Origin of the sequence: Pseudomonas mucoides, from assembly GCF_015461845.1 — a bacterium.
Taxonomy (GTDB): domain Bacteria; phylum Pseudomonadota; class Gammaproteobacteria; order Pseudomonadales; family Pseudomonadaceae; genus Aquipseudomonas; species Aquipseudomonas mucoides.
This window is the reverse complement of sequence record NZ_JACOPW010000002.1, coordinates 1,256,354-1,282,592: the sequence shown is the minus strand read 5'-3', so window position 1 is coordinate 1,282,592 and position 26,239 is coordinate 1,256,354. Positions and strand designations below refer to the sequence as shown.

Sequence of the window (26,239 nt, the reverse complement as noted above, 5' to 3'; positions counted from 1 at the left end):
AACACAATCCACTGTAGGAATGAGCCTGCTCGCGATAGCGGATTCACATTCAACACTTTTGTTGACTGATCCACCGCTATCGCGAGCAGGCTCACTCCTACAAAGGGTTTTGTGTTCGGCAGTCAGTGAGTGGGAGCGGCCAATTGCGGTGGCGGGATGAAGTCGAAGGGGGCCAGTGCAAACCCGTTCTCATCCACCTGCAACGCCCAGCCCTGGCGATCCCAATCCCCCAGCACAATGCGTTTGGCCGCTTGTTCGCCCAACTGCAACTTGTGGATGGCCGGGCGATGGGTATGGCCGTGGATCAAGGTTTTCACGCCGTATTCCTGCATGATCCGCGGAATTTCCTCCGGCGTGACATCCACGATGTCGTTGGCCTTCATCCGCGTTTGCGCGCGGCTTTCACTGCGCAGCTTGCGCGCCAGCTTATGCCGGGTGCGCAGCGGTAAATTTCGCAGGATGAACAGGCTGATCGGGTTGCGCAGGTAGCGACGCAGCTTCATATAGGCTTCGTCGCGGGTGCAGAGGCTGTCACCGTGCATCAGTAGCACCGGTTCGCCGTAAAACGGCACGACACTCGGGTCCTTCAACAGCGTGCAGCCGGCCTGTTTACAAAAGGCCTGGCCGAGCATGAAGTCGCGGTTGCCGTGCATCAGAAAAATGGCCGTGCCGCTGTCGCTCAATTCGCGCAGGGCCTGGCAGATGGAACGCTGAAAGGGCGTCATGGCGTCGTCGCCAATCCACGCTTCGAAAAAGTCGCCCAGAATGTACAGCGCACTCGCCGAGCGGGCGCGTCCGGCGAGCAAATCCAGAAACGCCCGGGTAATGTCCGGGCGCTCCTCTTCCAGATGCAAGTCTGAAATCAGCAGTATCACTCAATGATCTCGGCTTTCTCGATGATCACGTCGTCTGCTGGTACGTCCTGGTGGCCGGACTTCATGGTGGTGGCAACACCTTTGATCTTGTCGACCACGTCGGTGCCTTCAACGACTTTGGCGAACACGGCGTAGCCCCAGCCCTGAGTGGTCTTGGCGCTGTGGTTCAGGAAGCTGTTGTCAGCCACGTTGATGAAGAACTGGGCGGAAGCCGAATGCGGTTCCATGGTGCGAGCCATGGCCACGCTGTACTTAACGTTCGGCAGGCCGTTGTCGGCTTCGTTCTGGATGCTTGGGCGCTTGTCTTTCTTTTCTTTCATGCCTGGCTCGAAACCGCCGCCCTGGATCATGAAGTTACCGATGACACGGTGGAAAACGGTGTTTTCGTAGTGACCGGCTTTCACGTACTCGATGAAGTTGGCCACGGTGATCGGGGCTTTTTCAGCGTTCAGTTCCAGGACGATGTCGCCATGGTTGGTGGTCAGTTTGACTTGGGTCATGATCGGTACTCTTTAATGAATTCGTGGGTTTCGGGGCGTCAGGGCCCTTAACCGGTCCGGCCAACAGCAGCCAAGGTGCGCAGTTTAGCGCGACAGGCGTTAATTTCGAGGCTGTTTTTCAAAACAGGTGCATTAAACGCACCTGTTTTAGGGCCCGCTCTGTCAGCAGCTTGACAGCATCGGCTATGATAGCGGCTTTGTTTTGTCAGGCCTTTCGTTCCGGCCACGCACTTGTACGTTCAAGGATCCTATGAGCAAGCCCACTGTCGACCCTACCTCGAATGCCAAGACCGGCCCTGCCGTGCCGGTCAATTTCCTGCGCCCGATCATCCAGGCGGACCTGGACTCGGGTAAGCACACGCAGATCGTCACCCGTTTCCCGCCTGAGCCCAACGGCTACCTGCACATCGGTCACGCCAAGTCGATCTGTGTGAACTTCGGCCTGGCCCAGGAATTCGGCGGCGTCACCCACCTGCGTTTCGACGACACCAACCCGGCCAAGGAAGACCAGGAATACATTGACGCGATCGAAAGCGACATCAAATGGCTGGGCTTCGAATGGTCCGGCGACGTGCGCTTCGCCTCGCAGTATTTCGACCAGTTGCACGACTGGGCCGTCGAGCTGATCAAGGCCGGCAAGGCCTACGTCGACGACCTCAGCCCGGAACAAGCCAAGGAATACCGCGGCACCTTGACCGAACCGGGCAAGAACAGCCCGTTCCGTGATCGCTCCGTGGAAGAAAACCTCGACTGGTTCGCCCGCATGCGTGCCGGCGAGTTCCCGGACGGCGCCCGTGTGCTGCGGGCCAAGATCGATATGGCCTCGCCGAACATGAACCTGCGCGACCCGATCATGTACCGCATCCGTCACGCGCATCACCACCAGACCGGCGACAAGTGGTGCATCTACCCGAACTACGACTTCACCCACGGTCAGTCGGACGCCATCGAAGGCATCACCCACTCGATCTGCACCCTGGAGTTCGAAAGCCATCGTCCGCTGTACGACTGGTTCCTGGACGCGCTGCCAGTACCGGCGCACCCGCGTCAGTACGAATTCAGCCGCCTGAACCTGAACTACACCATCACCAGCAAGCGCAAGCTCAAGCAACTGGTCGATGAAAAGCACGTGTTCGGTTGGGACGATCCGCGCATGTCCACGCTGTCGGGCTTCCGCCGCCGTGGTTACACGCCTGCGTCGATCCGCAATTTCTGCGACATGGTCGGCACCAACCGTTCTGACGGCGTCGTCGATTTCGGCATGCTCGAGTTCAGCATCCGCCAGGATCTGGATCAGAACGCTCCGCGCGCCATGTGCGTGCTGCGCCCGTTGAAGGTGGTGATCACCAACTACCCGCAAGACCAGGTCGAGAACCTCGAACTGCCGCGTCATCCGCAGAAAGAAGAACTGGGCGTGCGCAAGCTGCCGTTCGCCCGTGAAATCTACATCGACCACGATGACTTCATGGAAGAGCCGCCAAAAGGCTACAAACGCCTGGAACCCAACGGCGAAGTGCGTCTGCGCGGCAGCTACGTGATCCGCGCCGACGAAGCAATCAAGGACGCCGATGGCAACATCGTCGAACTGCGTTGCTCGTACGACCCGGAAACCCTGGGCAAGAACCCTGAAGGCCGCAAGGTCAAAGGCGTGGTGCACTGGGTGCCGGCCGCTGCCAGCGTCGAGTGCGAAGTGCGTCTGTACGATCGCCTGTTCCGTTCGGCCAACCCTGAGAAGGCTGAAGACAGCGCCAGTTTCCTGGACAACATCAACCCTGACTCGCTGCAAGTCCTCACCGGTTGTCGTGCCGAGCCTTCGCTTGGCAATGCCCAGCCGGAAGACCGTTTCCAGTTCGAACGCGAAGGTTACTTCGTCGCGGATATCAAGGACTCGAAACCAGGTCATCCGGTGTTCAACCGTACCGTGACCTTGCGTGATTCGTGGGGCCAGTGATTCAAGGAAACTAAAGTGCTTACGATCTACAACACGCTCACCAAGAGCAAAGAAGTCTTCAAGCCTCTGGATGGCAACAATGTGCGCATGTACGTCTGCGGGATGACCGTGTACGACTACTGCCACATTGGCCATGGCCGCAGCATGGTCGCGTTCGACCTGGTGACCCGCTGGTTGCGGTTCAGCGGTTATAACCTGACCTACGTGCGCAACATCACCGACATCGAAGACAAGATCATCAATCGGGCGAAGGAGAACGGCGAGCCGTTCGAGGCGCTGACCGAGCGCATGATCACCGCGATGCACGAGGACGAGGCGCGCCTCAACATCCTCAAGCCGGACATGGAACCGCGGGCCACTGATCACATCGCTGGCATGCAAACCATGATCCAGACGTTGATCGACAAGGGCTATGCCTACGCACCGGGCAATGGCGACGTGTACTACCGCGTCGCCAAGTTCGTGGGCTACGGCAAGCTGTCGCGCAAGAAAATCGAAGACCTGCGCATCGGCGCGCGGATCGAAGTCGACGAGTCCAAGCAGGACCCGCTGGACTTCGTCTTGTGGAAAGGCGCCAAGCCGGGTGAGCCGAGCTGGCCTTCGCCGTGGGGCGACGGTCGTCCAGGCTGGCACATCGAATGCTCGGTGATGTCGACCTGCTGCCTCGGCGAGACTTTCGACATTCATGGCGGCGGCAGCGACCTCGAGTTCCCGCACCACGAAAACGAAATCGCCCAGAGCGAAGCGGCCACCGGCAAGACCTACGCCAACGCGTGGATGCATTGCGGCATGATTCGCATCAATGGCGAGAAGATGTCCAAGTCCTTGAACAACTTCTTCACCATTCGCGACGTGCTGGAAAAGTACCACCCGGAAGTCGTGCGTTATCTGCTGGTGTCGAGCCACTACCGCAGCGCGATCAACTACTCGGAAGACAACCTCAAGGACGCCAAAGGCGCGCTCGAGCGTTTCTACCACGCGTTGAAAGGTCTGCCGAACGTGGCACCGGCCGGTGGCGAGGCCTTTGTCGAGCGCTTCACCCAGGTGATGAACGACGACTTCGGCACGCCGGAAGCTTGCGCGGTGCTGTTCGAAATGGTGCGTGAGATCAACCGCCTGCGCGAGAGCGATCTCAATGCGGCGGCGGGCCTGGCAGCGCGCTTGAAGGAACTGGCGAGCGTGCTGGGCGTGTTGCAACTTGAGGCCGATGACTTCTTGCAGGCTGGCGCTGAAGGGCGTGTGGATGCCGCTGAAGTGGACGCGCTGATTGCTGCGCGTCTGGCGGCTCGTGCCGGTAAAGACTGGGCCGAATCCGACCGCATCCGCGACCAGCTCACCGCCATGGGCGTGGTGCTGGAAGACGGCAAGGGCGGCACGACCTGGCGTTTGGCTGACTGATTGCGTTATCCGCTGCAAAACAAAACCCGCCTTGTGCGGGTTTTTGTTTATGTGCAGGACTCAAAGGTTGTGGTGTCCCGGCTGGCGCTATCGCGAGCAAGCTCGCTCCCACAGTTGATCTTCGCTTGGTTTGAGTTCTGCGCACGACACTGAACCCTGTGGGAGCGAGCTTGCTCGCGATGGTCTAAAGCCGAACACCAGGATTGCGGTTCACTCATCACTCAGCCTGGCGCAACCGCTTATAAAGGGTATTGCGACTAACCCCCAACCGCCGGGCCAAGTGCGAAATATTCCCTCCAGCCGCCCGCAACTGCCGATTCAAATCCTCGACATCGTAGATCCATTCTAGCGAATGCTTTCAGTCCATAATTACAGGTACTCTATTAACTAATTTTTTGAGCAATCAATTTTACGGTGGCATATTTTCTATCGGGGCCAACAAGTCGCTCTTTGTAGTGTTTGATAATAAACTTTTTCTCCAGGATTTTTTTTACCTCTTCGGTAACACCCAGTTCACGCCAATTTTCACCGTTGCCACTAATACTTTCATAAATTAAGAATCCAGCGGGTTTGATTATGTCGATTAAATTTTCTATTAAATATTTACTGTAAAAATGAATGATGATCGCGGCTGAAAAAGAACAGCTTTTGAAAGGGAGTGGTTTTCTGCAGTCCATAATAATTGGGTTTATGTTTTTATAGTTTAAGAACCACGAGTTGCTAAAGCTTTCATAAGAAAAATCTGCAGCCACTACATTTAAATTATGTTTGGATAATAGTGCCGAATTACGTCCATACCCACACCCCGCATCAAGAACAGTTGACCCTTTATGTAAATTTAAAGCTGAAAGCTGAGCCTCCAAGAAACTGGAAGGATCATTGGATAGTGGCTTTTTATGTCGACTGTATTGGCTGTCGATTTGATTATTTCTCAATCTCATAGGGAACCTGCGAAAATTGCACTGCCAATAAAAAATTACTACTGCATGCCCCGTCTGAGATTTTAAAGTCATTAGGGCTGTTGGCCTAAGCTGAAAATTTAAGATAGCTCAAGAGGTTCGATAACGCATTCTCGCGTCGGTTAGATGCCTCGTTGTTTTTTGAAGGGCTGTGCGCCGCATCCGTGAAGTTCGCTAATAGAAGAACTATATGGAGATGTCGCTGCAATGTTGTTTTTCGCTATATAGCCTTTACTAAAAAGACGAGTCGTCTGTTGGGTTATGGGTCACTAAAAGGCCATTAGTCGATTCCATATTGACATCACAGATAGGTGTCAGCGAGACTCCCATAAAACCACAAGAACGATAGGGAAATTTCGTGATGAAAAAACGCTCCTTTCTGGTCCCGATGGCCACTCTTGCAGCTGCGATGGCAACCGAACAAGCATCAGCAGTAGCCACCCACGAGGTTGTAGAACCAATAACCGATACCCCAAACACATTCCCGGCTGAAGCTCAAAGCGAAAACCTTTCGGTGCGCGGTGGGAGTGATCAATTCGCCTTTGTTCTCAAACGCGGGGACCAAGGGCAGTTGATGGCTTATCACACCTCCCACAGCTCCCATGCTTCGCACGCCTCGCATTCCTCTCACACTTCAGGCTCGTGATGATTTACTCACATAAGCTCGTTTTTGATGAGCGGCTTTACGACGCGCAGGTTTTGCAGAAAGCCGCTTATCGTTCGATGAATTCCCTGACGGTTGATATCGCAGTCGATGAGGGACAGTTTATCTGCGCCTTGTCCTCGAATATCGGCCTTGACGAGTCGTCCTTCCTATCTGCCGTTCAAGAATTCAAGAAGGATGTGCTCGACTATCAATTGCGCCACCAGCTAAGCGCTGAGACGCAGCCGATCAAAAATTTAATCCTTGGACTGGCCTTTTCAAAAACCGGGCTTATCAGTGAGTAAATTCCAAAAGCTTGAGTTCTACGCGCAGCAACGTCCTTACGAGTTGCTGCCCTTCAAGTTTGATCGCCTCAATGACGATGAGTATGTCATCACCAATATGGCAGGCGAGTTCCACGTCATTCCATCGTCTATGCTTGAGCCGATCATCAACAAGACGCTTCCTCTTACATCAGAGCTAATTCCTACGCTCCGGTCTAAGCAATTTATTCGCTTCACCAATGAACAAGCGCCACTTCAGCTCTTGGCACTCAAAATACGCACGCGGTTGTCCAGACTGGCCCAGTTCACCAATCTACATATCTTTGTGGTGACCCTTCGCTGTGATCACAGCTGTCCGTATTGCCAGGTATCAAGGCAGTCGGAAAGCAAAGGCGAATTCGACATGACCACGGAGATGGCCGACAAATCGTTGGATTTCGTTTTTAGGTCACCGAATCCGGCGATAAAAATTGAATTTCAAGGTGGCGAACCACTGCTGAACTTCGAGATGGTGAGATACGTCGTTCTTGAAGCAAAAAAGCGCAACATCAAGGAAGGGCGAGATCTGCGGTTCGTCATCGCGACCACACTGTCGCTTCTGACCGATGACATGCTCGAGTTCTGTAAGCAGCACAGCATCGTGCTTTCATCTTCTCTGGACGGGCCAATGGATCTGCATAATGCAAATCGCCCACGGCCAGGTCGAGATAGTCACCAGCGTTTCGAGGAAGGCTTGAAAAAAGCCCGCGCAGCCCTCGGCTATGACCAAGTTTCAGCCCTGATGACAACCACAGATAAGAGCCTGCCACGCGCACGTGACATCATTGATGAATACTTGCGACTGGGCTTTGATGGGATTTTTTTACGTACGCTTTCCCCTTACGGCTTTGCGATCAAGACCAAGAAATTCATGTCTTATGACACGGAGCGTTGGCTGGAGTTTTACAAGGAAGGTCTTGAGTACATTATTGAACTGAACAAGTCCGGCATAAGATTTGTAGAACAGTACTCCTCGATTGTGCTGACGAAAATGTTGACATCGGGGGACCCTGGGTTTGTTGATTTGATGAACCCTGCCGGTGCTGGGATCGCAGCCATCGTGTTCAACTACGACGGATCGGTCTACGCCTCAGATGAAAGCCGAATGCTTGCTGAAATGGGTGATCATACGTTTAGGTTGGGCAACATTCTCGAGCATTCCTATGAGGAAATAATCCTTTCTGATCAGCTTCTGGATGCACTGGAGAACTCGTTCACTCTAAGCGCTCCAATGTGCTCTGACTGTGCATTTGAGCCTTACTGCGGCGCTGAGCCCGTCTACCATCACGCCATTCACAAGGATGTGGTTGCAAGAAAATCTGAGTCCTCTTTCTGCAAACGAAATATGGCGATTTTCAAGCATCTCATTGAACTGATGGAAAGCGATGAGCAAACGAAACGGATTTTTATGGGGTGGGCCAATCGATGCTGAAGCTCGGCGGAAAGATTATCCGTATCCATGCGGTTGATGTTCATAAGGACCTCACGTTACTCAAAGTGGCGACCAGCCGGAATCTGCCAGAAGTATTGCGACGAGAAATGGCGTATCTGGTTTCTGATCACCAGATTCCCCGAGGATTCGCACACTACCTGCTGCTTGAAAAGCATCGTGAGTTGGTTGAGGTGCTGCCTTCCGACTCAGATTACTCACTCCTACCGAATGACTACAGCTACATTGGTGATGGTGACATAGTCAGGCTTTCAGCAGATCGTCGGACAATTCGTGTACTGTTTCGGGTATCAGCGCCCAACAACAGCATTTTGATTACTGAACAGTGCAATCATTACTGCCTCATGTGCTCACAACCGCCTAAGGCTGCTGATGATTCATGGTTGCTCGATGAAACGGAGGATCTGATCCCGCTGATTCCAAAGGACACCCCAGAGTTGGTATTTACTGGCGGCGAGCCAACGACCAATCGGGAGCGTTTCCTTAAAATCATCAGCCTGACAAAAAGTTATCTACCAAGAACCGCAATCCACATTCTCTCGAACGGGCGCAGTTTTAAAGACCCTGCGTTCGCCGAAAAGTATGCGCAGCTTGAATTGCCCGACGCGATGATCGGAATACCTGTCTATTCGGACGACCCGACGCTGCATGACTACATCGTCCAGGCCCAGGGCGCATTCGATGAAACCATTCAGGGCATTCTCAATCTGAAGCGTTTGGGTCAGAAAGTTGAGATCCGAGTTGTCATTCATAAGCTATCGGTGCAGCGCCTGCCTGAGCTGTGTGAGTTCATCGCACGTAATCTGCTGTTTGTTGATCATGTGGCGTTGATGGGCCTTGAGATGATGGGCTTCACTAGGGCAAATCTTGATGAACTATGGATTGACCCAATTGAGTACAAAGATACACTCAGCAAATCAGTTGGGATTTTGGCCAAGTACGGCATGAACGTCTCGGTATACAACCATCAGCTATGCTTGGTGAATTCGGACATTCAACCCTACTACCGTAAATCAATCAGCGACTGGAAGAACGAATACGCTTCTGAGTGTCAGAGCTGTAAAAAACAGCGTGAATGCGGAGGTTTTTTTGCATCGGGTGTTAAGTTCGGTTACAGCAAGCACCTAGTCCCATTCTGACTTCGGCATCATTTCATTCAACAAATTCAGTCGCCGCAATTAGCACTTTATGCGATGCGGGTTTTTGTTTATGTGCAGGGCTCAAAGGTTGTGGTGTCCCGGCTGGCGCTATCGCGAGCAAGCTCGCTCCCACAGTTGATCTTCGCTTGGTTTGAGTTCTGCGCACGACACTGAACCCTGTGGGAGCGAGCTTGCTCGCGATGGTCTAAAGCCGAACACCAGGATTGCGGTTCACTCATCACTCAGCCTGGCGCAACCGCTTATAAAGGGTATTGCGACTAACCCCCAACCGCCGGGCCAAGTGCGAAATATTCCCCCCAGCCGCCCGCAACTGCCGATTCAAATCTTCGACATCATTCAAATCCACCGCCAACACTTCTGGCGAATCCACCGGTTCCATCTCCAGATCGACAAAAAAGTCATCCGGCAAATGCTCCGGTCGTACCGGCTGCTCCTCGGCCATGGCCAGCGCCACCTGCATCACGCTGCTGACCTGGCGCAAATTCCCCGGCCACGGATGACGGCCGAACAGTTCCAGCACCTCACGGCTCAACCCGGCCCACTGCGATGGCTCGCGGTGCTGCTCCCACAAACGTTTGAACAAGGCCTGCTTGTCGCTGCGTTCGCGCAGGGGCGGTAGTTCCAGGGTCAAACCGCCGATCCGGTAGTACAGGTCTTCGCGGAACCGCCCCAGTTGCACTTGCTCACGCAACGCACGGTTGGTCGCCGAAATAATCCGGATATCGACCGGGAACAGCTCGCTGCTGCCCACCGGTTGCACGCAGCGTTCCTGCAATACCCTCAACAACCGGGCCTGGGTCGGCAGCGGCATGTCGCCGATTTCATCGAGAAACAGGGTGCCTTTATCGGCTTTGCGGATCAGCCCGATGCTGCCTTTCTGGTTGGCCCCGGTGAACGCGCCTTTCTCGTAGCCGAACAGCTCGGATTCCACCAGTTCGGCGGGGATCGCCGCACAGTTGACCGCAATGAACGGTTGTTTGCTGCGAGAGCTGGCCTGGTGCAGGGCTTTGACGAAGACTTCCTTGCCGACCCCGGTTTCGCCGTGGATCAGCAGTGGAATGTCCTTCTCCAGCAGGCGTTCAGCCTGACGCACGGCTTTTTCCACGCGGCTGTCGCCGAAGTGCAGGGTGTTGAGGCTGATCGTTTCGGGTGCCGCCACGACCACCGGTTCAGCGCTCTTGGGTTCAGAAAACAGTCGCGCTTGAATCGGTACTTGTTTCGGCCGCCGCAGCAGGCACTGAAAGCGATTGCGCCCCGAGGCTTGCAGCGCGAACGGCAGGCCGTCGGGCTGGTTCAGCAATTCCAGCAGTGACACCTTGAACAGGCTTTCGACGCTGACCCGCGACAGGCTGATGCCCAGCAGATTGTCGGCCCGGCGGTTGGCGGACAGCACCTGGCCGGTCTCGTCGAAGATCAACAGCCCGGCCCATTGGCTGTCGAGGTTGTTCAACCCGGTGTTGAACGTCAGTTGAAAGTGCTGGCCGTGGAACAGGTTGAGAATCAGCCGGTTTTCCACGGTCTGGCTCATCATCTTGACCATGCCGAGGGTATGGGACGGCGGCAGGTAACTGTCGCTGGACACGTCCAGCACCGCGATCACTTTGCGCTCGGCATCGAAAATCGGCGCGGCGGAACCGGTCATGAAGCGATTGGCTTTCAGGAAGTGTTCATCGTGTTCGATGTGCACGGCCTGCTCGCAGGCGAGGGCGGTGCCGATGGCGTTGGTGCCGCTGCAACGCTCCATCCAGCTGGCGCCGGCGCTGAAACCACGGGTCAGGCTCGGCTCGATAAAGCGCTGGGTGCCCCACGACGTGAGCACCTGGCCTTGATTGTCGGCGAGCATGATCAGGCAGTTGGAATTGCTCAGGATGTTTTCGTAATACGGCAGGACTTCTTGATGCGTGGTTTGCACCAGGGAATGCTGGCTCTCCAGCAATTGTGCGATGCCTTCGGCCGGCAGCTGATCAAACGCGGGTGCACTCTGATGATCAAGCCCGAAGGCGCGGCAACGCTTCCAGGAGTCCTGAATGACGGCGTCGTGGGAGAGCGGCGAGGCGGGTGCGGCCATGGCAGTCGATCTCTGAACATTATTATTTTTGTTGTGAGTAACGCGATTCATGTAGCAGCCTTCGGCAGCTGCTACAGGGCCGTGCGTAATTCGGAATATTTCGCAGTAAAACGGTGTGTAGAGTGTTGTTCACTATTGTTCATTGTCAACCAGCGGACTGTTCAGTTGTTCAGTCTCAGTTGTTCATTTCTGTTCAGCAACGAAAGTGCTCACACCCTTCACTGAAGGATTTTCAAACCAGATCAATAGCTTGCAATTTCTGGCACGAAACTCGCTCTGTAGCTCCGGTCGCTTGACTCCAAATAATAAAAAGGCCGAGCCATGTCATTAACCCTGGAGCACGTCAGCCGCACCGTCGAGGGCCAGACCTGGATCGACGATGCCTGCCTGAGTTTTGAACCCGGTTCCTTCAACGTTTTGCTCGGGCGCACGCTGTCCGGCAAAACCAGTCTGATGCGCCTGATGGCCGGGCTGGACAAGCCCGACAGCGGCCGCATCCTCATGAACGGCGTCGATGTCACCCAGCGCCCGGTGCGTTTGCGCAACGTGTCGATGGTTTATCAACAGTTCATCAATTACCCGACCATGACCGTCTTCGAGAACATTGCCTCGCCATTGCGCCAGGGCGGTGTGTCCAATGAGCTGATCCAGAGCAAAGTGCTGGAAACCGCGAAGATGCTGCGCATCGAGAAGTTTCTCCAGCGCCATCCCCTTGAACTCTCCGGCGGTCAGCAACAGCGCACGGCCATGGCCCGCGCGCTGGTCAAGGACGCCGAGCTGATCCTGTTCGACGAGCCGCTGGTCAACCTCGATTACAAGCTGCGCGAAGAACTGCGCCAGGAAATGCGCGAGCTGTTCAAGGCCCGCCACACCATCGCCATCTACGCCACCACCGAACCCAACGAAGCCCTGGCGCTGGGCGGCACCACGACCATTCTTCACGAAGGCCGGGTGATCCAGAGCGGCAAGTCGTCCGAGGTCTATCACCAGCCGCAAAGCGTGCTCGCGGCAGAGCTGTTCTCCGAGCCGCCGATCAACCTGATGCCGGGGCGCATTGTCGGCAACGAAGTCAGCTTCGCCAATTTCGTGCACTTCCCGTTGAACGTGGATTTGCGGCCGGTGGGCGAGGGCGAATTCCGCTTTGGCGTGCGGCCGAGCCACATCTCGCTGGTGCCGAGCAACGACGATGACCTGGAGCTGGCCGTGACCGTCGAGGTCGCCGAGATCAGTGGTTCGGAAACCTTCCTGCACGTGCGCAACGAGCATTTCCTGCTGGTGCTGCACTTGCCCGGCGTTCACGAATACGACGTCGATGCACCGATCCGCATCTATATCCCGACCCATAAATTGTTTGTGTTCGATGCGCAGGGACGTCTGGTCCAGGCGCCCGGCCGCCGTATTGCGAGGGTTGCCTGATGGCCGAAATCCGTTTGCAGAACCTCGCCCACAGTTACACCAAAACCCCCACCGGTCCTGAGGATTACGCGATCCGCGAGATGGATCACATCTGGGAGCAGGGCGGCGCCTATGCGTTGCTCGGGCCTTCGGGGTGCGGCAAGTCGACCTTGCTCAACATCATTTCCGGGCTGCTCAGCCCCTCGCAGGGGCATGTGTTGTTCGACGGCAAAGCGGTCAACGACCTGACGCCGGAGAAGCGCAACATCGCCCAGGTTTTTCAGTTCCCGGTGGTCTACGACACCATGACGGTGTTCGATAACCTGGCGTTTCCGCTGCGTAACCAGGGCATGGCCGAGGCGAGAATTCACAGCAAGGTGCAGGAAATCGCCGAGGTCCTTGACCTGCAGGCGTTGCTGAGCAAAAAGGCCAGCAACCTCACCGCCGATGAAAAACAGAAAGTCTCCATGGGCCGTGGGCTGGTGCGCGATGACGTCTCGGCGATCCTGTTCGACGAACCGCTGACCGTGATCGATCCGCACCTGAAGTGGAAGCTGCGGCGCAAGCTCAAGCAGATTCACGAGCAGTTCAACATCACCATGGTCTACGTCACCCACGATCAGCTGGAGGCCTCGACCTTCGCTGACAAAATTGCGGTGATGTACGGCGGGCAGATCGTGCAATTCGGTACGCCGCGGGAATTGTTCGAACGGCCGAGCCACACCTTTGTCGGCTATTTCATCGGCAGCCCGGGGATGAACCTGATCGAGGTCACGCCGCAACCGGGTGGCGTGGGGTTCGCCTCGACGCACCTGCCGCTGTCCGAGGCGCAACAGCAGCGCATCGCCGAGTCCGAGTGGAAAACCCTGAAAGTCGGCATCCGTCCGGAGTTCGTCCACGTGTGGGAGGAACCCTTTGATGACGCGATGCAAGCACAGGTCGTACACATCGAAGACCTCGGGACCTACAAGATCCTGACCCTGAACCTCGACGGCGCGCCGTTGAAAGTGCGCCTGGCCGAAGACAAACCGGTGCCCGAAGGCACGGCGTACATCAGTTTTCCGGCGCAGTGGTTGATGGTCTATGCCGATGATTACCTGCTGGAGACACAGCCATGAACAAGGTGCAAAACAACAAGGCCTGGTGGCTGGTGTTGCCGGTGTTCCTGCTGGTGGCCTTCAGTGCGGTGATCCCGATGATGACGGTGGTCAACTATTCGGTGCAGGACATCTTCGACCAGTCCAGCCGCTACTTCGTCGGCGCCGACTGGTACAAGCAGGTGTTGCTCGATCCGCGCCTGCATGACTCGCTGCTGCGGCAGTTCATCTACTCGGCCTGCGTGCTGCTGATCGAAATCCCGCTGGGCATCGCCATCGCCCTGACCATGCCGACCAAGGGCCGCTGGTCGTCACTGGTGCTGATCATCCTGGCCATTCCACTGCTGATTCCATGGAACGTGGTCGGCACCATCTGGCAGATTTTCGGCCGCGCCGACATCGGCCTGCTGGGTTCGAGCCTGAATGCCATGGGCATTAACTACAACTATGCGTCGAACACCATGGACGCCTGGGTCACGGTGCTGGTGATGGACGTGTGGCACTGGACGTCGCTGGTGGCGCTGTTGTGCTTCTCCGGGCTGCGGGCGATTCCGGACGTGTATTACCAGGCGGCGCGGATTGATCGGGCCTCGGCGTGGGCAGTGTTCCGGCACATCCAGTTGCCCAAGCTGAAAAGCGTGCTGCTGATCGCGGTGATGCTGCGCTTCATGGACAGTTTCATGATCTACACCGAGCCGTTCGTACTGACCGGTGGCGGCCCTGGGAATGCCACGACGTTCCTCAGTCAGACGTTGACCCAGATGGCCGTAGGGCAATTCGACCTGGGACCGGCAGCGGCGTTTTCGCTGGTGTACTTCCTGATCATCCTGTTGGTGTCCTGGTTGTTCTACACCGCCATGACTCACTCTGACGCCAACCGCTGAGGCCCATCATGAGCAAGAGAAAGCTGATTCCACTGCTGATCTACATCCTGTTCCTGCTGGTGCCGATCTACTGGCTGCTGAACATGTCCTTCAAGAGCAACACCGAAATCCTCGGCGGCCTGACGTTGTTTCCCTCGGACTTCACCTTGCATAACTACAAGGTGATTTTCACCGATCCGAGCTGGTACACCGGTTACCTCAACTCGCTGTATTACGTGAGCCTGAACACGGTGATTTCCCTGAGCGTGGCGCTGCCGGCGGCGTATGCGTTTTCGCGCTATCGCTTCCTCGGTGACAAGCACCTGTTCTTCTGGCTGCTGACCAACCGCATGGCACCGCCGGCGGTGTTCCTGCTGCCGTTCTTCCAGCTGTATTCCTCGATCGGGCTGTTCGACACCCACATCGCCGTGGCCCTGGCTCACTGCCTGTTTAACGTGCCGTTGGCGGTGTGGATTCTTGAGGGCTTCATGTCCGGTGTTCCCAAGGAAATTGACGAAACCGCCTACATCGACGGCTACAGTTTTCCCAAGTTCTTCGTGAAGATTTTCATCCCGCTGATCGGTTCCGGGATCGGCGTCACGGCGTTTTTCTGCTTCATGTTTTCCTGGGTCGAGTTGCTGCTGGCGCGCACGCTGACGTCGGTCAACGCCAAGCCGATTGCGGCGGTGATGACGCGCACGGTGTCGGCGTCCGGTATCGATTGGGGCGTGCTGGCGGCGGCGGGGGTGTTGACCATCCTGCCGGGCATGCTGGTGATCTGGTTTGTTCGCAACCACGTGGCCAAGGGCTTTGCCCTCGGCCGGGTATGAGGAGCTGGTGATGGAATGGATGAGTTGGACGGTCCCGACCGCGGCGTTCTTCATCGTCATTGGCCTGATTCTGGTGGGCATGACGACCTGGGAATTGCGTTCGCCGAGCATTCTTCGGCGGGGTTTGTTGCCGATTGCCACCACCCGTGGCGATCGGCTGTTTATCGGTCTTCTCGGCAGCGCCTACCTGCATTTGCTGGTAATCGGCGTCACCGACTGGAGCATCTGGGTAGCGTCCGCGTTGTCCCTGGTGTGGCTGTTGGCTGTGATGCGTTGGGGCTAGTCGAATCGCTCGGCAATGTTGCTCCGAAAATCAAACAGGAGGTCTCTATGTTCGACAAAAACAATAAGCTGCGACATAGCATTTCATTGGCAGCCATGCTGGCACTCAGTGGGTTGAGCGCTGCGGCCTGGGCCGACGCCTATGAAGACGCTGCGAAGAAATGGATTGGCGCCGAGTTCAAACCGTCCACCCTGACGGCCGAGCAGCAGCTCGCGGAATTGAAGTGGTTCATCAAGGCGGCCGAGCCTTTTCGAGGGATGGACATCAAAGTCGTCTCCGAAACCCTGACCACCCACGAATATGAGTCCAAGGTTCTGGCCAAGGCCTTTACCGAGATCACCGGGATCAAGGTGACCCACGACCTGCTGCAAGAAGGCGACGTGGTGGAAAAACTGCAGACCGTGATGCAGTCGGACAAGAGCATCTATGACGGCTGGGTCAACGACTCGGACCTGATCGGTACGCACTTCCGCTACGGCAAGACCGAAGCGATCACCGACCTGATGGCCAACGAAGGCAAGAACTTCACCTCGCCGACCCTGGACCTGAAGGACTTCATTGGTATTTCCTTCACTACCGCCCCGGACGGCAAGCTCTATCAGCTGCCTGACCAGCAGTTCGCCAACCTGTACTGGTTCCGCGCCGACTGGTTCGAACGGCCGGAGCTGAAAGCCAAGTTCAAGGAAAAGTACGGCTACGAATTGGGCGTGCCGGTGAACTGGTCGGCCTATGAAGACATCGCCAAATTCTTCAGTGAAGACGTCAAGGAAATCGACGGCAAGCGAGTCTACGGGCACATGGACTATGGCAAGAAAGACCCGTCCCTGGGCTGGCGCTTCACCGATGCCTGGTTCTCCATGGCCGGTGGCGGCGACAAAGGCCTGCCGAACGGTTTGCCGGTGGACGAGTGGGGCATCCGCGTCGAGGATTGCCACCCGGTGGGTTCCAGCGTGACCCGCGGCGGCGACACCAACGGCCCGGCGGCAGTCTTTGCCACGCAGAAATACGTCGACTGGCTCAAGGCCTATGCGCCACCGGAAGCGGCGGGCATGACCTTCTCCGAGTCGGGGCCGGTGCCGTCCCAGGGCAACATCGCCCAACAGATCTTCTGGTACACCGCGTTCACCGCCGACATGACCAAGCCGGGCCTGCCGGTGGTCAATGCCGATGGCACGCCGAAGTGGCGGATGGCGCCATCGCCGCGCGGTCCGTATTGGGAAGAGGGCATGAAGCTGGGGTATCAGGACGTGGGTTCGTGGACGTTCATGAAGTCCACGCCTGAGAAGCAGAAACTGGCGGCGTGGCTGTATGCGCAGTTCGTGACCTCGAAAACCGTGTCGCTGAAGAAAACCATCGTCGGCCTGACGCCGATCCGCGAGTCGGACATCAACTCGCAAGCGATGACCGACCTGGCACCGAAACTCGGTGGTCTGGTCGAGTTCTACCGCAGCCCGGCCCGCGTGCAATGGACCCCGACCGGGACCAACGTGCCGGACTATCCGCGTCTGGCGCAACTGTGGTGGAGCCACATCGCCGAAGCGGCCAGCGGCGAGAAAACCCCGCAACAGGCACTTGATGGTCTGGCCAAGGATCAGGACGCGATCATGTCCCGTCTGGAACGTTCGAAGGCGCAAACCACCTGCGCCCCGAAAATGAACCCCGAGCGCGATGCGCAATACTGGTTCGATCAACCGGGCGCACCGAAGCCGAAACTGGCGAACGAGAAGCCGAAAGGCGAAACCGTGAGCTACAACGAGCTGCTGAAATCGTGGGCGGATGCGCGTAAGTAAACCTCTGTACTGAGCAAGGCGAACGGCACCGAAAGGTGCCGTTTTTGTGGGTGCCTGACCCACCGCCATCGCGGGCAAGCCACGCTCCCACAGGTTTCAGCGGGGGCACACATGCTGCGGACGACGGTGATCACTGTGGGAGCCGGGCTCGCCCGCGATGAGGCCGGCCCCGGCAGCGGATATCTCAAATCCGATGCTTCAGTGCGCCACCCCCTCAATCGCAGGAAACCCCAACCGAAACACCGTCATCACTCCCGGCAGGCTCTTAACCTCCGCCACGCCCTGATGCAGGCTCATGATCGAGCGCACGATGGCCAGGCCCAGTCCAGTGCTGCCGTGTGCGCGGCAGCGGCTGCTGTCGACGCGGTAAAAGCGGTCGAACAGATGCGGCAGATGCTGCGCCTCGATGCCCGCTCCGGGGTTGCTGACCAGCAGGGAAACCTGCGTTGCGCCTTGTTCAATCAGCAGCGACACCGTTTGCCCGGCGGGGCAGTGGCGCAGGGCGTTGGACAGCAGGTTCGAGATCGCCCGCTGGATCATCAGCCGGTCGCCCATCACCCGGGCACTGCCAATGACCGTCAACTGAATCTGTTTGTCCTGTGCGGACAGGGAAAACAGGTCGGCGACTTTCAGGGCTTCATCTTCCAGCGCAATCAGCTCGAAAGGCGTCAGCGCCGCCGGGTGGCTGACCTGCGCCAGAAACAGCATGTCCGAGACAATCCGCGCAAGGCGATCCAGTTCTTCGGTACACGACACTAAAACGTCCTTGTACTCATCCGTCGTGCGTTCACGGGAGAGCGTCACCTGTGCCTTGCCCATCAGGTTGTTGATCGGCGAGCGCAGTTCGTGGGCCAGGTCATCGGAGAACTGCGACAACTGCTGCACGCCGCTGTCGAGGCGATGCAGCATGAAATTGATGCCCTGCGCCAGTTCACTGAGTTCCTGCGGCATGTTCACCACCGAGAGTCGATGGTCGAGGTCTTGCGTCGACACCATCTCCGCCACTTTACGAAACTCGCGCATCGGTGCCAGGCCACGCTGCACGGCCGCCCAGGCACAGAGGCCGATGAGGATCAGCAGCAACGGCAACGCCATCAGCGTCGTGCGCAGATAGGCACTGAGCAATGCCTGATCGTGGGCATTGTCCATCGACAGCATTACCGGGACGCTGGTGCCGTCCTTCAGGCGGATCAATCGGGAGGCGGTCAGAAACTTTACGCCTTGGGCATCGGTGCTGGTGGAGTAAGCCAACTGATCGGTGGCCGCCCGCATGACCTTCAGTTCGACGCGCGGATCGGCCATGCCGGAGCCGGACTTCAACAACGGTGATCGCAGGTTCGAGCGGTCATAAATCGTTAGCGTCAGGTTGTCATGCCCCATGACCTGATCGAGCAGAATGTGCGGTTTGCCACTGACTTCATTGGCATCGATGTACAGCGACAGGCTGTGTTCCACCTGCGCCATTTTCTTTTCCAGACTGTCCCGGGAGAGTGAATTGAGCTCATGGGTCAGGGCGAAATACGCCAAGCTCGCCAGAAACACCACCAACAGCGCCCCGAGAATACTCACCGTCAGGCCGAGGCGCAGCGACAGGCTCACCGGCTTCATTCCCGCGCCTCCAGCACGTAGCCGACACCGCGCAGGGTATGAATCAACTTGTTGTCGAAGGGGTCATCGATTTTCGCCCGCAAGCGCCGGATCGAGACTTCGACCACGTTGGTGTCGCAGTCGAAGTTCATGTCCCACACCAGCGAAATGATCTGGGTGCGGGTGAGCACCTCGCCGGACTGGCGCATCAGCAGATGCAGCAGCGCGAATTCCTTGGTGGTCAGGTCGATGCGCTGCTCGCCGCGAAAGGCGCGGTGGCGCCCCGGGTCGAGTTCGAGGTCGGCGACTTTGAGCACCTGTGGCACCGGGATGTTTTCGCTGCGGCGCATCAAGGTGCGTACCCGCGCCAGCAATTCCGGAAACTCGAACGGCTTGACCAGGTAGTCATCGGCGCCCAGGTCCAGGCCACGAATCTTGTCGGCCAGTCGACCGCGCGCGGTCAACATCATCACCCGGGTGGAGCGGGTACGCCGCAGTTGTTCAAGTACGCCCCAGCCATCCAGTTCGGGCAGATTCACGTCCAGGATCACCAGGTCATAAACCTGTTGCAGGGCCAGATGCAGTCCATCGGCCCCCGTTGCCGCGTGGTCAACGATATAACCACTTTCCGTCAGTCCCTGATGTAAGTATTCGGCACTTTTAAGCTCGTCCTCGACGACAAGGATTCGCATGATTAATCACCACTTCTGTTTAAAGGATATGTAACTAAGTTGGTCGGGAAAGTTGTTGTTTTTGTAAGGGTGTCCGGACGGGTTTCAATAACGGCGAATTGTACGGGTTTTGTGTTTTGCTTCAGCGGTTCTCCGTATCAACGTGTGCAAGGTAAAGGTTGTAGTGGCTACAGGGTCAACCAAAAACATCGGTGCTGTGGCTTTAAACCGGCCCTCTGCGACGGCTTGTCGCAGTGCATGTGTCCAAAATTTCATCCGCTGCATGAGAACTGAGTTCGGGCAAGTACTGTTCGGCGGATAACCACTGAGCATTTGTTTCTGTGTATTGCGATGTTGGCTTTTGTACTTCGCATGCTAGAGCAAAACAACTTGCCGGAACCGTGGATAACGGATTTGTAATGTTCCAGTCACCTTGTCGATAAGTTCAGAACTTTACCGTGGCGGCACCGAAGATTCTTGATTTAAGGAAGTATTCCATTGCCCGGTTTAAGAGAACTGACGGCGCGATCACGCCTGAAAAAAACGCGGCGGGTGGTGAGTGCCACCTGTTTTTTATGGCTGGCCGGTCCAGGTTTCGCAGCGGACTTGCCCGGCTCGACGCTGACGCTGGATCAGGCCCTGCAAACGGCGTTCGCCGGCAACCCTGACCTGGCGGCAGCGCAGTGGGAAATCGGCATCGCCCAAGGGGACCGGCAGCAGGCCGGCTTGATTCCCAACCCCGAAGTGTCGTGGGAGGCTGAAGATACCCGGCGCGATTCGCGCACCACCACGGTGATGCTCAGCCAGCCGATTGAACTGGGTGGCAAGCGCGGTGCACGTATCGAGGTGGCGAGCCGCGCGCAGGACGCCGCCGGAATCGAGCTGGAACGCCAGCGCAATGCCTTGCGCGCCGATGTGATCCAGGCGTTTACCGGCGCACAGACCGCCCAGCAGCGGTTGCGGTTGTCCCGTCAGTCGCTGCAACTCGCCGAGCAGGGTGTGCGCGTGGCGCAAGGGCGTATCGAGGCGGGTAAATCGTCACCGGTCGAAGGCACGCGGGCGCAGGTGCAATTGTCGGAAGTGCGGCTGGAGTTGAGCCGGTCCGAACGGGATCAGAGCAATGCCTATCAGCAATTGGCGCAGGTCATGGGTTCACCGCTGCCGACGTCGGTGAATGTGCAGGCCGCTCCTCAAGGCATGCCCGCCGTACCACCGCCGACCCGGTTGCTCGAACGCTTGAACGAAACCGCCGAGCTGCGGCTGGCCAAATTGCAGATCGATCAGCGTGAAGCTTCTTTGGGGCTGGAGAAAGCACAGCGGATGCCCGATCTGACCGTCAGTGTCGGCAGCCAGTACAGCGAAACGGAGCGCGAGCGAGTGAACGTGGTGGGGCTGTCGATGCCGATTCCGCTGTTCAACCGCAATCAGGGCAACGTGCTGGCCGCCGCGCGCCGCGCTGATCAGGCGCGGGACCTGCGCAATGCCACCGAGCTGCGCTTGCGCACCGAAATCCAGACCACCCTGGAGCAATGGCAGACCGCCAATGGCGAAGTCAAAGCGTTCAACCAGACCATCCTGCCCGCCGCGCAAAGTGCCGTTGACAGCGCCACCCGCGGTTTCGAAATGGGCAAGTTCGGCTTCCTCGACGTGCTCGATGCCCAGCGCACCTTGATCAGTGCCCGCACCCAGTACATCCAGGCCGTTGCCGAGGCGACGGACGCGCGGGTGCGCATCGAACGCATTTTTGGCGATCTCGCCGTCAGCCCTTGAATTTCACCTTTTACCTGACTGCGCGATGGTCTGACGCAGAGGAGTTTCCATGGATAAAAAACTGATTGTTGTCGCTGCGGCGACGTTGGCACTGGGCATTGGCATCGGTTCGATGTGGACGGGCAATGCCTCCGTCGACGCCCACGCCGATGAGGCGGCGGAGCATGCCGACCACGCCGAAGCAGGCGCCGCTGCCGACGGCGAACGGGCCGAAGGCGAAGAAGGACACCTGACGTTGAGCGCCGAGCAAGTTGCTACAGCGGGCATTCAATTGGCCGAAGCCGGGGCGCAGAACATCAGCCTCGGTTTGTCGTTTCCCGGCGAAGTGCGCTTCGACGAAGACCGTACCGCCCACGTTGTGCCACGCGTGCCGGGGGTGGTCGAGTCGGTGTCGGTCAATCTCGGGCAGCCGGTGAAAAAGGGGCAGTTGCTGGCGGTGATCGCCAGCCAGCAGATCTCCGATCAGCGCAGCGAACAAGCTGCTGCACAGCGGCGCCTGACATTGGCGCGCACCACTTACGAGCGCGAGAAGCAGTTGTGGCAGGACAAGATTTCCGCCGAGCAGGATTTCCTTCAGGCGCGCCAGGCGCTGGAGGAAGCCGAAATTGCCCTGAACAATGCCCGGCAGAAAATCAGCGTGCTCAGCGGCAGCGTGGTCGCCACCGGTGGCAATCGCTATGAGTTGCGCGCGCCGTTCGACGGTGTGGTGGTGGAAAAACACCTGACGCCGGGGGAGGTGGTTGACGAAACCACGGCGGCGTTCACGCTTTCAGACCTGTCGCGGGTGTGGGTGACCTTCGGCGTGTCGCCCAAGGACCTGAACCAGGTGCAAGTGGGCAAAACAGTCACCGTCAGCGCCCCGGAATTGAACGCCGAAGTCGTCGGCACCGTGGCTTACGTCGGCAGCTTGCTCGGCGAACAGACGCGCACCGCGACGGTTCGCGTCACCCTGGAAAACCCGCAAGGTTCGTGGCGTCCGGGACTGTTCGTCGCTGCCCGGGTCGCCACCGACAGCCGCCAGGTCAAGGTCGCCATCCCCGAAACCGCGATCCAGACGGTCGAGGACAAACCCACGGTGTTTGTGCGCACCGACGACGGCTTCAAGGCGCAAGCGGTGGAGCTGGGCAGTCGCGCGGCCGGTCAGGTGGAAATCATCCAGGGGCTGGAGCCGGGCGTGCAGGTCGCTGCTGCCGGCAGCTTCATCCTCAAATCGGAACTGGGCAAAGCCTCGGCTGAGCACGCTCACTAAAGACGCTCACCGCAGACAGTGACTGAAGACTCCCACCGATACGCCCCCTCGACGAGAAGGTTCTCATGTTCGAACGCCTGATCCAGTTTGCCATCGAGCAGCGCATCATCGTGCTGCTCGCCGTTTTGCTCATGGCCGGCCTCGGCATCGCCAGTTATCAAAAACTGCCGATCGACGCCGTGCCGGATATCACCAACGTCCAGGTGCAAATCAACACCGGCGCCCCCGGGTTCTCCCCGCTGGAAACCGAGCAGCGCATCACCTTCCCGATTGAAACCGCGATGGCTGGTTTGCCGGCGCTGGAGCAGACCCGTTCGCTGTCGCGCTCGGGGCTGTCGCAGGTCACGGTGATCTTCAAGGACGGCACCGACCTGTTCTTCGCCCGGCAACTGGTCAACGAGCGATTGCAGATCGCCAGGGAACAATTGCCCGAGGGCGCGGAGGCGGTGATGGGGCCGATTTCCACCGGTCTCGGCGAGATTTTCCTGTGGACGGTGGAAGCGCAGGACGGGGCGCTGAAGGACGACGGCACGCCATACACGCCGACCGATCTGCGGGTGATTCAGGACTGGATCATCAAGCCGCAATTGCGCAACGTCCAGGGTGTCGCCGAGATCAACACCATCGGTGGCTTCGCCAAGGAATACCAGATTGCTCCCGATCCGAAACGGCTGGCGGCTTACAAGTTGACCCTCACCGATCTGGTGACGGCGCTGGAGCGCAACAACGCCAACGTCGGCGCCGGTTACATCGAGCGCAGCGGCGAGCAATTGTTGATTCGTGCGCCGGGGCAAGTGGCGAGCACCGAGGACATCGCCAACATTGTCATGGCCAATGTCGACGGCACGCCGATCCGGGTGAAGAACGTCGCGACCGTGGACATCGGCCGCGAATTGCGCAGTGGTGCCGCCACTGAAAACGGTCGTGAAGTGGTGCTGGGCACGGTGTTCATGCTGATCGGCGAGAACAGCCGAACCGTTTCGCAAGCGGTTGCCAGCAAGCTCGAACAGATCAACAAATCCCTGCCCAAAGGCGTGATCGCGGTGCCGGTGTACGACCGCACGCACCTGGTGGACAAAGCCATCGCCACGGTGAAGAAAAACCTGGTCGAAGGCGCGATTCTGGTGATCGCGATTCTGTTCCTGTTTCTCGGCAATATCCGTGCGGCGCTGATTACCGCGATGGTGATTCCGCTGTCGATGCTCTTCACCTTCACCGGCATGTTCAGCAACAAGGTCAGCGCCAACCTGATGAGTCTTGGCGCACTGGACTTCGGGATCATCGTCGATGGCGCCGTGGTGATCGTTGAAAACACCTTGCGACGGCTGGCCCATGCGCAGCAGCATCACGGGCGATTGCTGACCCGTTCCGAACGGTTTCACGAAGTGTTTGCCGCCGCCAAGGAGGCGCGGCGTCCGCTGATTTTCGGCCAGTTGATCATCATGGTTGTATACCTGCCGATCTTCGCCTTGAGCGGTGTCGAAGGGAAAATGTTCCACCCGATGGCGTTCACCGTGGTCATCGCGTTGTTGGGCGCCATGCTGTTGTCGGTGACGTTTGTTCCGGCAGCCATTGCGCTGTTCGTGACCGGCAAGGTCAAGGAAGAGGAGGGGGTGGTCATGCGCGGCGCGCGCCAGGTTTATGCGCCGGCGTTGGCCTGGGTGATGAACCATCGGGCGCTGGCCGTGGGCATGGCCTTGGGCGTGATTGTGCTCAGCGGGGTCATGACCAGCCGCATGGGCAGCGAGTTTGTGCCCAGCCTCAGCGAAGGCGATTTTGCCCTGCAAGCCCTGCGCGTGCCAGGCACCAGCCTGACCCAGTCGGTCGACATGCAGCAGCGTCTGGAAACCCTGATCCTTGGCAAAGTGCCGGAAGTCGAGCGTGTGTTCGCCCGCACCGGCACCGCCGAAATCGCCTCCGACCCGATGCCGCCGAACATCTCCGACAGCTACGTGATGCTCAAGCCGAAAGAGCAGTGGCCGGACCCCGGCAAGTCCCGTGAAACCCTCATGGCCGAACTGCAACAAGCCGCCGCGACGTTGCCGGGCAGCAACTATGAACTGTCGCAGCCGATCCAGTTGCGCTTCAACGAACTGATTTCCGGCGTGCGCAGCGACGTGGCGGTCAAGGTGTTCGGCGACGACATGGACGTGCTCAACGCCACGGCGGCGAAGGTGGCCGCAGCGTTGCAGAAGGTCGATGGCGCTTCCGAGGTCAAGGTTGAACAAACCAGCGGCCTGCCGGTGCTGACCATCAACATCGACCGCGACAAGGCCGCGCGTTATGGCCTCAACGTGGGCGATGTGCAAGACACCATTGCGGTGGCGGTCGGCGGGCGCAAGGCCGGGACGCTGTATGAAGGCGACCGGCGTTTCGACATGGTGGTGCGCCTGTCCGATGCCATGCGCAAGGACATCGACGGCCTGTCGGCGCTGCTGATCCCGGTGCCGGCGCCGCTCAATGGCACTGCCGGCCAGATTGGCTTCATCGCACTCAAGGACGTCGCCAGCCTCGATCTGGTGCTCGGACCCAATCAGGTCAGTCGCGAAAATGGCAAGCGGCTGGTGATTGTCAGCGCGAACGTGCGTGGGCGCGACATTGGTTCGTTCGTTAAAGAGGCCGGCGAGGTGATCGAGCGCGATGTGCAGGTTCCGGCGGGCTACTGGACCAGTTGGGGTGGCCAGTTCGAGCAATTGCAGTCGGCGGCCAGGCGCTTGCAGATCGTGGTGCCGGTGGCGCTGCTGTTGGTGTTCGGCTTGTTGTTCATGATGTTCAACAACCTCAAGGACGGGCTGCTGGTGTTCACCGGGATTCCGTTTGCCTTGACCGGTGGCGTCATGGCGTTGTGGTTGCGGGACATCCCGCTGTCGATCTCGGCAGGCGTCGGATTCATTGCGCTGTCGGGGGTGGCGGTGCTCAACGGGTTGGTAATGATCGCGTTCATCCGCAATTTGCGCGAGGAGGGGCGTTCGCTGTCTGATGCGATCAACGTGGGTGCGCTGACGCGGTTGCGGCCGGTGTTGATGACGGCCCTGGTGGCGTCACTGGGCTTCATTCCGATGGCGCTGGCGACTGGCACCGGGGCAGAGGTGCAGCGGCCGCTGGCGACGGTGGTGATCGGCGGAATCGTGTCCTCGACCCTCCTCACGTTGCTGATCTTGCCGGCGCTGTATCAGCTCGCCCATCGCAGGGATGAGGACCCCACTGATCCCTTGTAGGCGTGAGCCTGCTCGCGATAGCGGTCTATCAGGCAAACGTTCATTGACTGACCCACCGTCATCGCGAGCAGGCTCACTCCAGGTTCAGCGCGCACATAACGGATATGTAATTTGCACGCCACCGTCACGAAAGGTTCGGATTGTTACCTTGATCCCGTT

The 26,239-nt window shown here is 58.1% G+C and carries 21 protein-coding genes and 1 pseudogene; 15 read left to right on the top strand and 7 right to left on the bottom strand.

Annotated features, from left to right (window positions below; translation table 11 throughout):
* Positions 1 to 122 precede the first annotated feature (122 nt).
* The gene (gene lpxH, locus H8F22_RS14605; RefSeq protein ID WP_194940360.1) at positions 123 to 875 is read right to left on the bottom strand and encodes a UDP-2,3-diacylglucosamine diphosphatase; all 753 of its coding nucleotides are present in this window, start codon (positions 873 to 875) and stop codon (positions 123 to 125) included.
* Complete coding sequence (locus H8F22_RS14600; RefSeq protein ID WP_027925083.1) at positions 872 to 1,375, bottom strand: peptidylprolyl isomerase; 504 nt, start codon at positions 1,373 to 1,375, stop codon at positions 872 to 874. Before H8F22_RS14600 ends, lpxH begins: the two co-directional genes overlap by 4 nt.
* Positions 1,376 to 1,625: 250 nt before the next feature.
* On the opposite strand from H8F22_RS14600, the gene H8F22_RS14595 reads away from it, so the two are divergent.
* Together H8F22_RS14595 and cysS are read left to right on the top strand one after the other, a co-directional pair.
* The gene (locus tag H8F22_RS14595) at positions 1,626 to 3,326 is read left to right on the top strand and encodes a glutamine--tRNA ligase/YqeY domain fusion protein (protein WP_027925084.1); all 1,701 of its coding nucleotides are present in this window, start codon (positions 1,626 to 1,628) and stop codon (positions 3,324 to 3,326) included.
* Between the two features lie 15 nt (positions 3,327 to 3,341).
* Complete coding sequence (gene cysS / locus H8F22_RS14590; protein WP_027925085.1) at positions 3,342 to 4,724, top strand: cysteine--tRNA ligase; 1,383 nt, start codon at positions 3,342 to 3,344, stop codon at positions 4,722 to 4,724.
* A gap of 217 nt (positions 4,725 to 4,941) precedes the next feature.
* Here cysS and H8F22_RS14585 read toward each other — a convergent pair.
* Both H8F22_RS14585 and H8F22_RS14580 read right to left on the bottom strand, forming a co-directional pair.
* Positions 4,942 to 5,058 (bottom strand): annotated as a pseudogene (locus H8F22_RS14585) (helix-turn-helix domain-containing protein); the annotation flags it as partial.
* Positions 5,059 to 5,107: 49 nt separating this feature from the next.
* A complete protein-coding gene (locus H8F22_RS14580; RefSeq protein WP_194940359.1) occupies positions 5,108 to 5,665 on the bottom strand; it encodes a class I SAM-dependent methyltransferase in 558 nt (185 codons plus the stop codon).
* A 379-nt stretch (positions 5,666 to 6,044) separates the two neighbouring features.
* Between H8F22_RS14580 and hxsA2 the strand changes: the two genes are divergently transcribed.
* The 4 genes from hxsA2 to hxsC are packed head-to-tail and all read left to right on the top strand — an operon-like array spanning position 6,045 to position 9,238.
* Positions 6,045 to 6,329: a His-Xaa-Ser repeat protein HxsA2 gene (gene hxsA2 / locus H8F22_RS14575; protein ID WP_194940358.1), complete on the top strand. Its 285-nt coding sequence runs from the start codon at positions 6,045 to 6,047 to the stop codon at positions 6,327 to 6,329.
* Positions 6,329 to 6,631, top strand: coding sequence for a His-Xaa-Ser system protein HxsD (gene hxsD / locus H8F22_RS14570; RefSeq protein WP_194940357.1), 303 nt, complete (start codon positions 6,329 to 6,331; stop codon positions 6,629 to 6,631). The genes hxsA2 and hxsD overlap by 1 nt, the downstream gene beginning before the upstream one ends.
* Positions 6,624 to 8,081: a His-Xaa-Ser system radical SAM maturase HxsB gene (gene hxsB, locus H8F22_RS14565; RefSeq protein WP_194940356.1), complete on the top strand. Its 1,458-nt coding sequence runs from the start codon at positions 6,624 to 6,626 to the stop codon at positions 8,079 to 8,081. The genes hxsD and hxsB overlap by 8 nt, the downstream gene beginning before the upstream one ends.
* Positions 8,075 to 9,238, top strand: a complete 1,164-nt coding sequence (gene hxsC / locus H8F22_RS14560) for a His-Xaa-Ser system radical SAM maturase HxsC (protein ID WP_194940355.1) — start codon at positions 8,075 to 8,077, stop codon at positions 9,236 to 9,238. Before hxsB ends, hxsC begins: the two co-directional genes overlap by 7 nt.
* 238 nt (positions 9,239 to 9,476) lie before the next feature.
* On the opposite strand, the gene H8F22_RS14555 is transcribed toward hxsC, so the two are convergent.
* Positions 9,477 to 11,327 (bottom strand): sigma-54-dependent Fis family transcriptional regulator, encoded by a 1,851-nt coding sequence (locus tag H8F22_RS14555; protein WP_027925086.1) that lies wholly within the window; start codon positions 11,325 to 11,327, stop codon positions 9,477 to 9,479.
* A gap of 321 nt (positions 11,328 to 11,648) precedes the next feature.
* Between H8F22_RS14555 and H8F22_RS14550 the strand changes: the two genes are divergently transcribed.
* The 6 genes from H8F22_RS14550 to H8F22_RS14525 are packed head-to-tail and all read left to right on the top strand — an operon-like array spanning position 11,649 to position 17,585.
* A complete protein-coding gene (locus tag H8F22_RS14550) occupies positions 11,649 to 12,743 on the top strand; it encodes an ABC transporter ATP-binding protein (RefSeq protein ID WP_194940354.1) in 1,095 nt (364 codons plus the stop codon).
* Positions 12,743 to 13,840 (top strand): ABC transporter ATP-binding protein, encoded by a 1,098-nt coding sequence (locus H8F22_RS14545; protein ID WP_027925088.1) that lies wholly within the window; start codon positions 12,743 to 12,745, stop codon positions 13,838 to 13,840. Before H8F22_RS14550 ends, H8F22_RS14545 begins: the two co-directional genes overlap by 1 nt.
* Positions 13,837 to 14,703, top strand: a complete 867-nt coding sequence (locus H8F22_RS14540) for a carbohydrate ABC transporter permease (protein WP_027925089.1) — start codon at positions 13,837 to 13,839, stop codon at positions 14,701 to 14,703. The genes H8F22_RS14545 and H8F22_RS14540 overlap by 4 nt, the downstream gene beginning before the upstream one ends.
* Before the next feature lie 8 nt (positions 14,704 to 14,711).
* Positions 14,712 to 15,512 (top strand): carbohydrate ABC transporter permease, encoded by an 801-nt coding sequence (locus tag H8F22_RS14535; RefSeq protein WP_027925090.1) that lies wholly within the window; start codon positions 14,712 to 14,714, stop codon positions 15,510 to 15,512.
* 10 nt (positions 15,513 to 15,522) lie between these two features.
* Entirely contained in the window at positions 15,523 to 15,795 is a 273-nt protein-coding gene (locus tag H8F22_RS14530) for a DUF2160 domain-containing protein (protein ID WP_027925091.1), read from the top strand.
* Between the two features lie 47 nt (positions 15,796 to 15,842).
* Positions 15,843 to 17,585: an ABC transporter substrate-binding protein gene (locus H8F22_RS14525; RefSeq protein WP_027925092.1), complete on the top strand. Its 1,743-nt coding sequence runs from the start codon at positions 15,843 to 15,845 to the stop codon at positions 17,583 to 17,585.
* Between the two features lie 198 nt (positions 17,586 to 17,783).
* On the opposite strand, the gene H8F22_RS14520 is transcribed toward H8F22_RS14525, so the two are convergent.
* Both H8F22_RS14520 and H8F22_RS14515 read right to left on the bottom strand, forming a co-directional pair.
* Positions 17,784 to 19,193, bottom strand: coding sequence for a heavy metal sensor histidine kinase (locus H8F22_RS14520; RefSeq protein WP_027925093.1), 1,410 nt, complete (start codon positions 19,191 to 19,193; stop codon positions 17,784 to 17,786).
* On the bottom strand, positions 19,190 to 19,864 hold the full coding sequence (locus H8F22_RS14515; protein WP_027925094.1) for a heavy metal response regulator transcription factor: 675 nt from the start codon (positions 19,862 to 19,864) through the stop codon (positions 19,190 to 19,192). Before H8F22_RS14515 ends, H8F22_RS14520 begins: the two co-directional genes overlap by 4 nt.
* Before the next feature lie 477 nt (positions 19,865 to 20,341).
* On the opposite strand from H8F22_RS14515, the gene H8F22_RS14510 reads away from it, so the two are divergent.
* The 3 genes from H8F22_RS14510 to H8F22_RS14500 all read left to right on the top strand — a co-directional run bounded on the left by H8F22_RS14510 (position 20,342) and on the right by H8F22_RS14500 (position 26,080).
* On the top strand, positions 20,342 to 21,613 hold the full coding sequence (locus H8F22_RS14510; protein ID WP_027925095.1) for a TolC family protein: 1,272 nt from the start codon (positions 20,342 to 20,344) through the stop codon (positions 21,611 to 21,613).
* A gap of 49 nt (positions 21,614 to 21,662) precedes the next feature.
* On the top strand, positions 21,663 to 22,862 hold the full coding sequence (locus H8F22_RS14505) for an efflux RND transporter periplasmic adaptor subunit (protein ID WP_194940353.1): 1,200 nt from the start codon (positions 21,663 to 21,665) through the stop codon (positions 22,860 to 22,862).
* 65 nt (positions 22,863 to 22,927) lie between these two features.
* Entirely contained in the window at positions 22,928 to 26,080 is a 3,153-nt protein-coding gene (locus H8F22_RS14500; protein ID WP_194940352.1) for a CusA/CzcA family heavy metal efflux RND transporter, read from the top strand.
* Positions 26,081 to 26,239 lie beyond the last annotated feature (159 nt).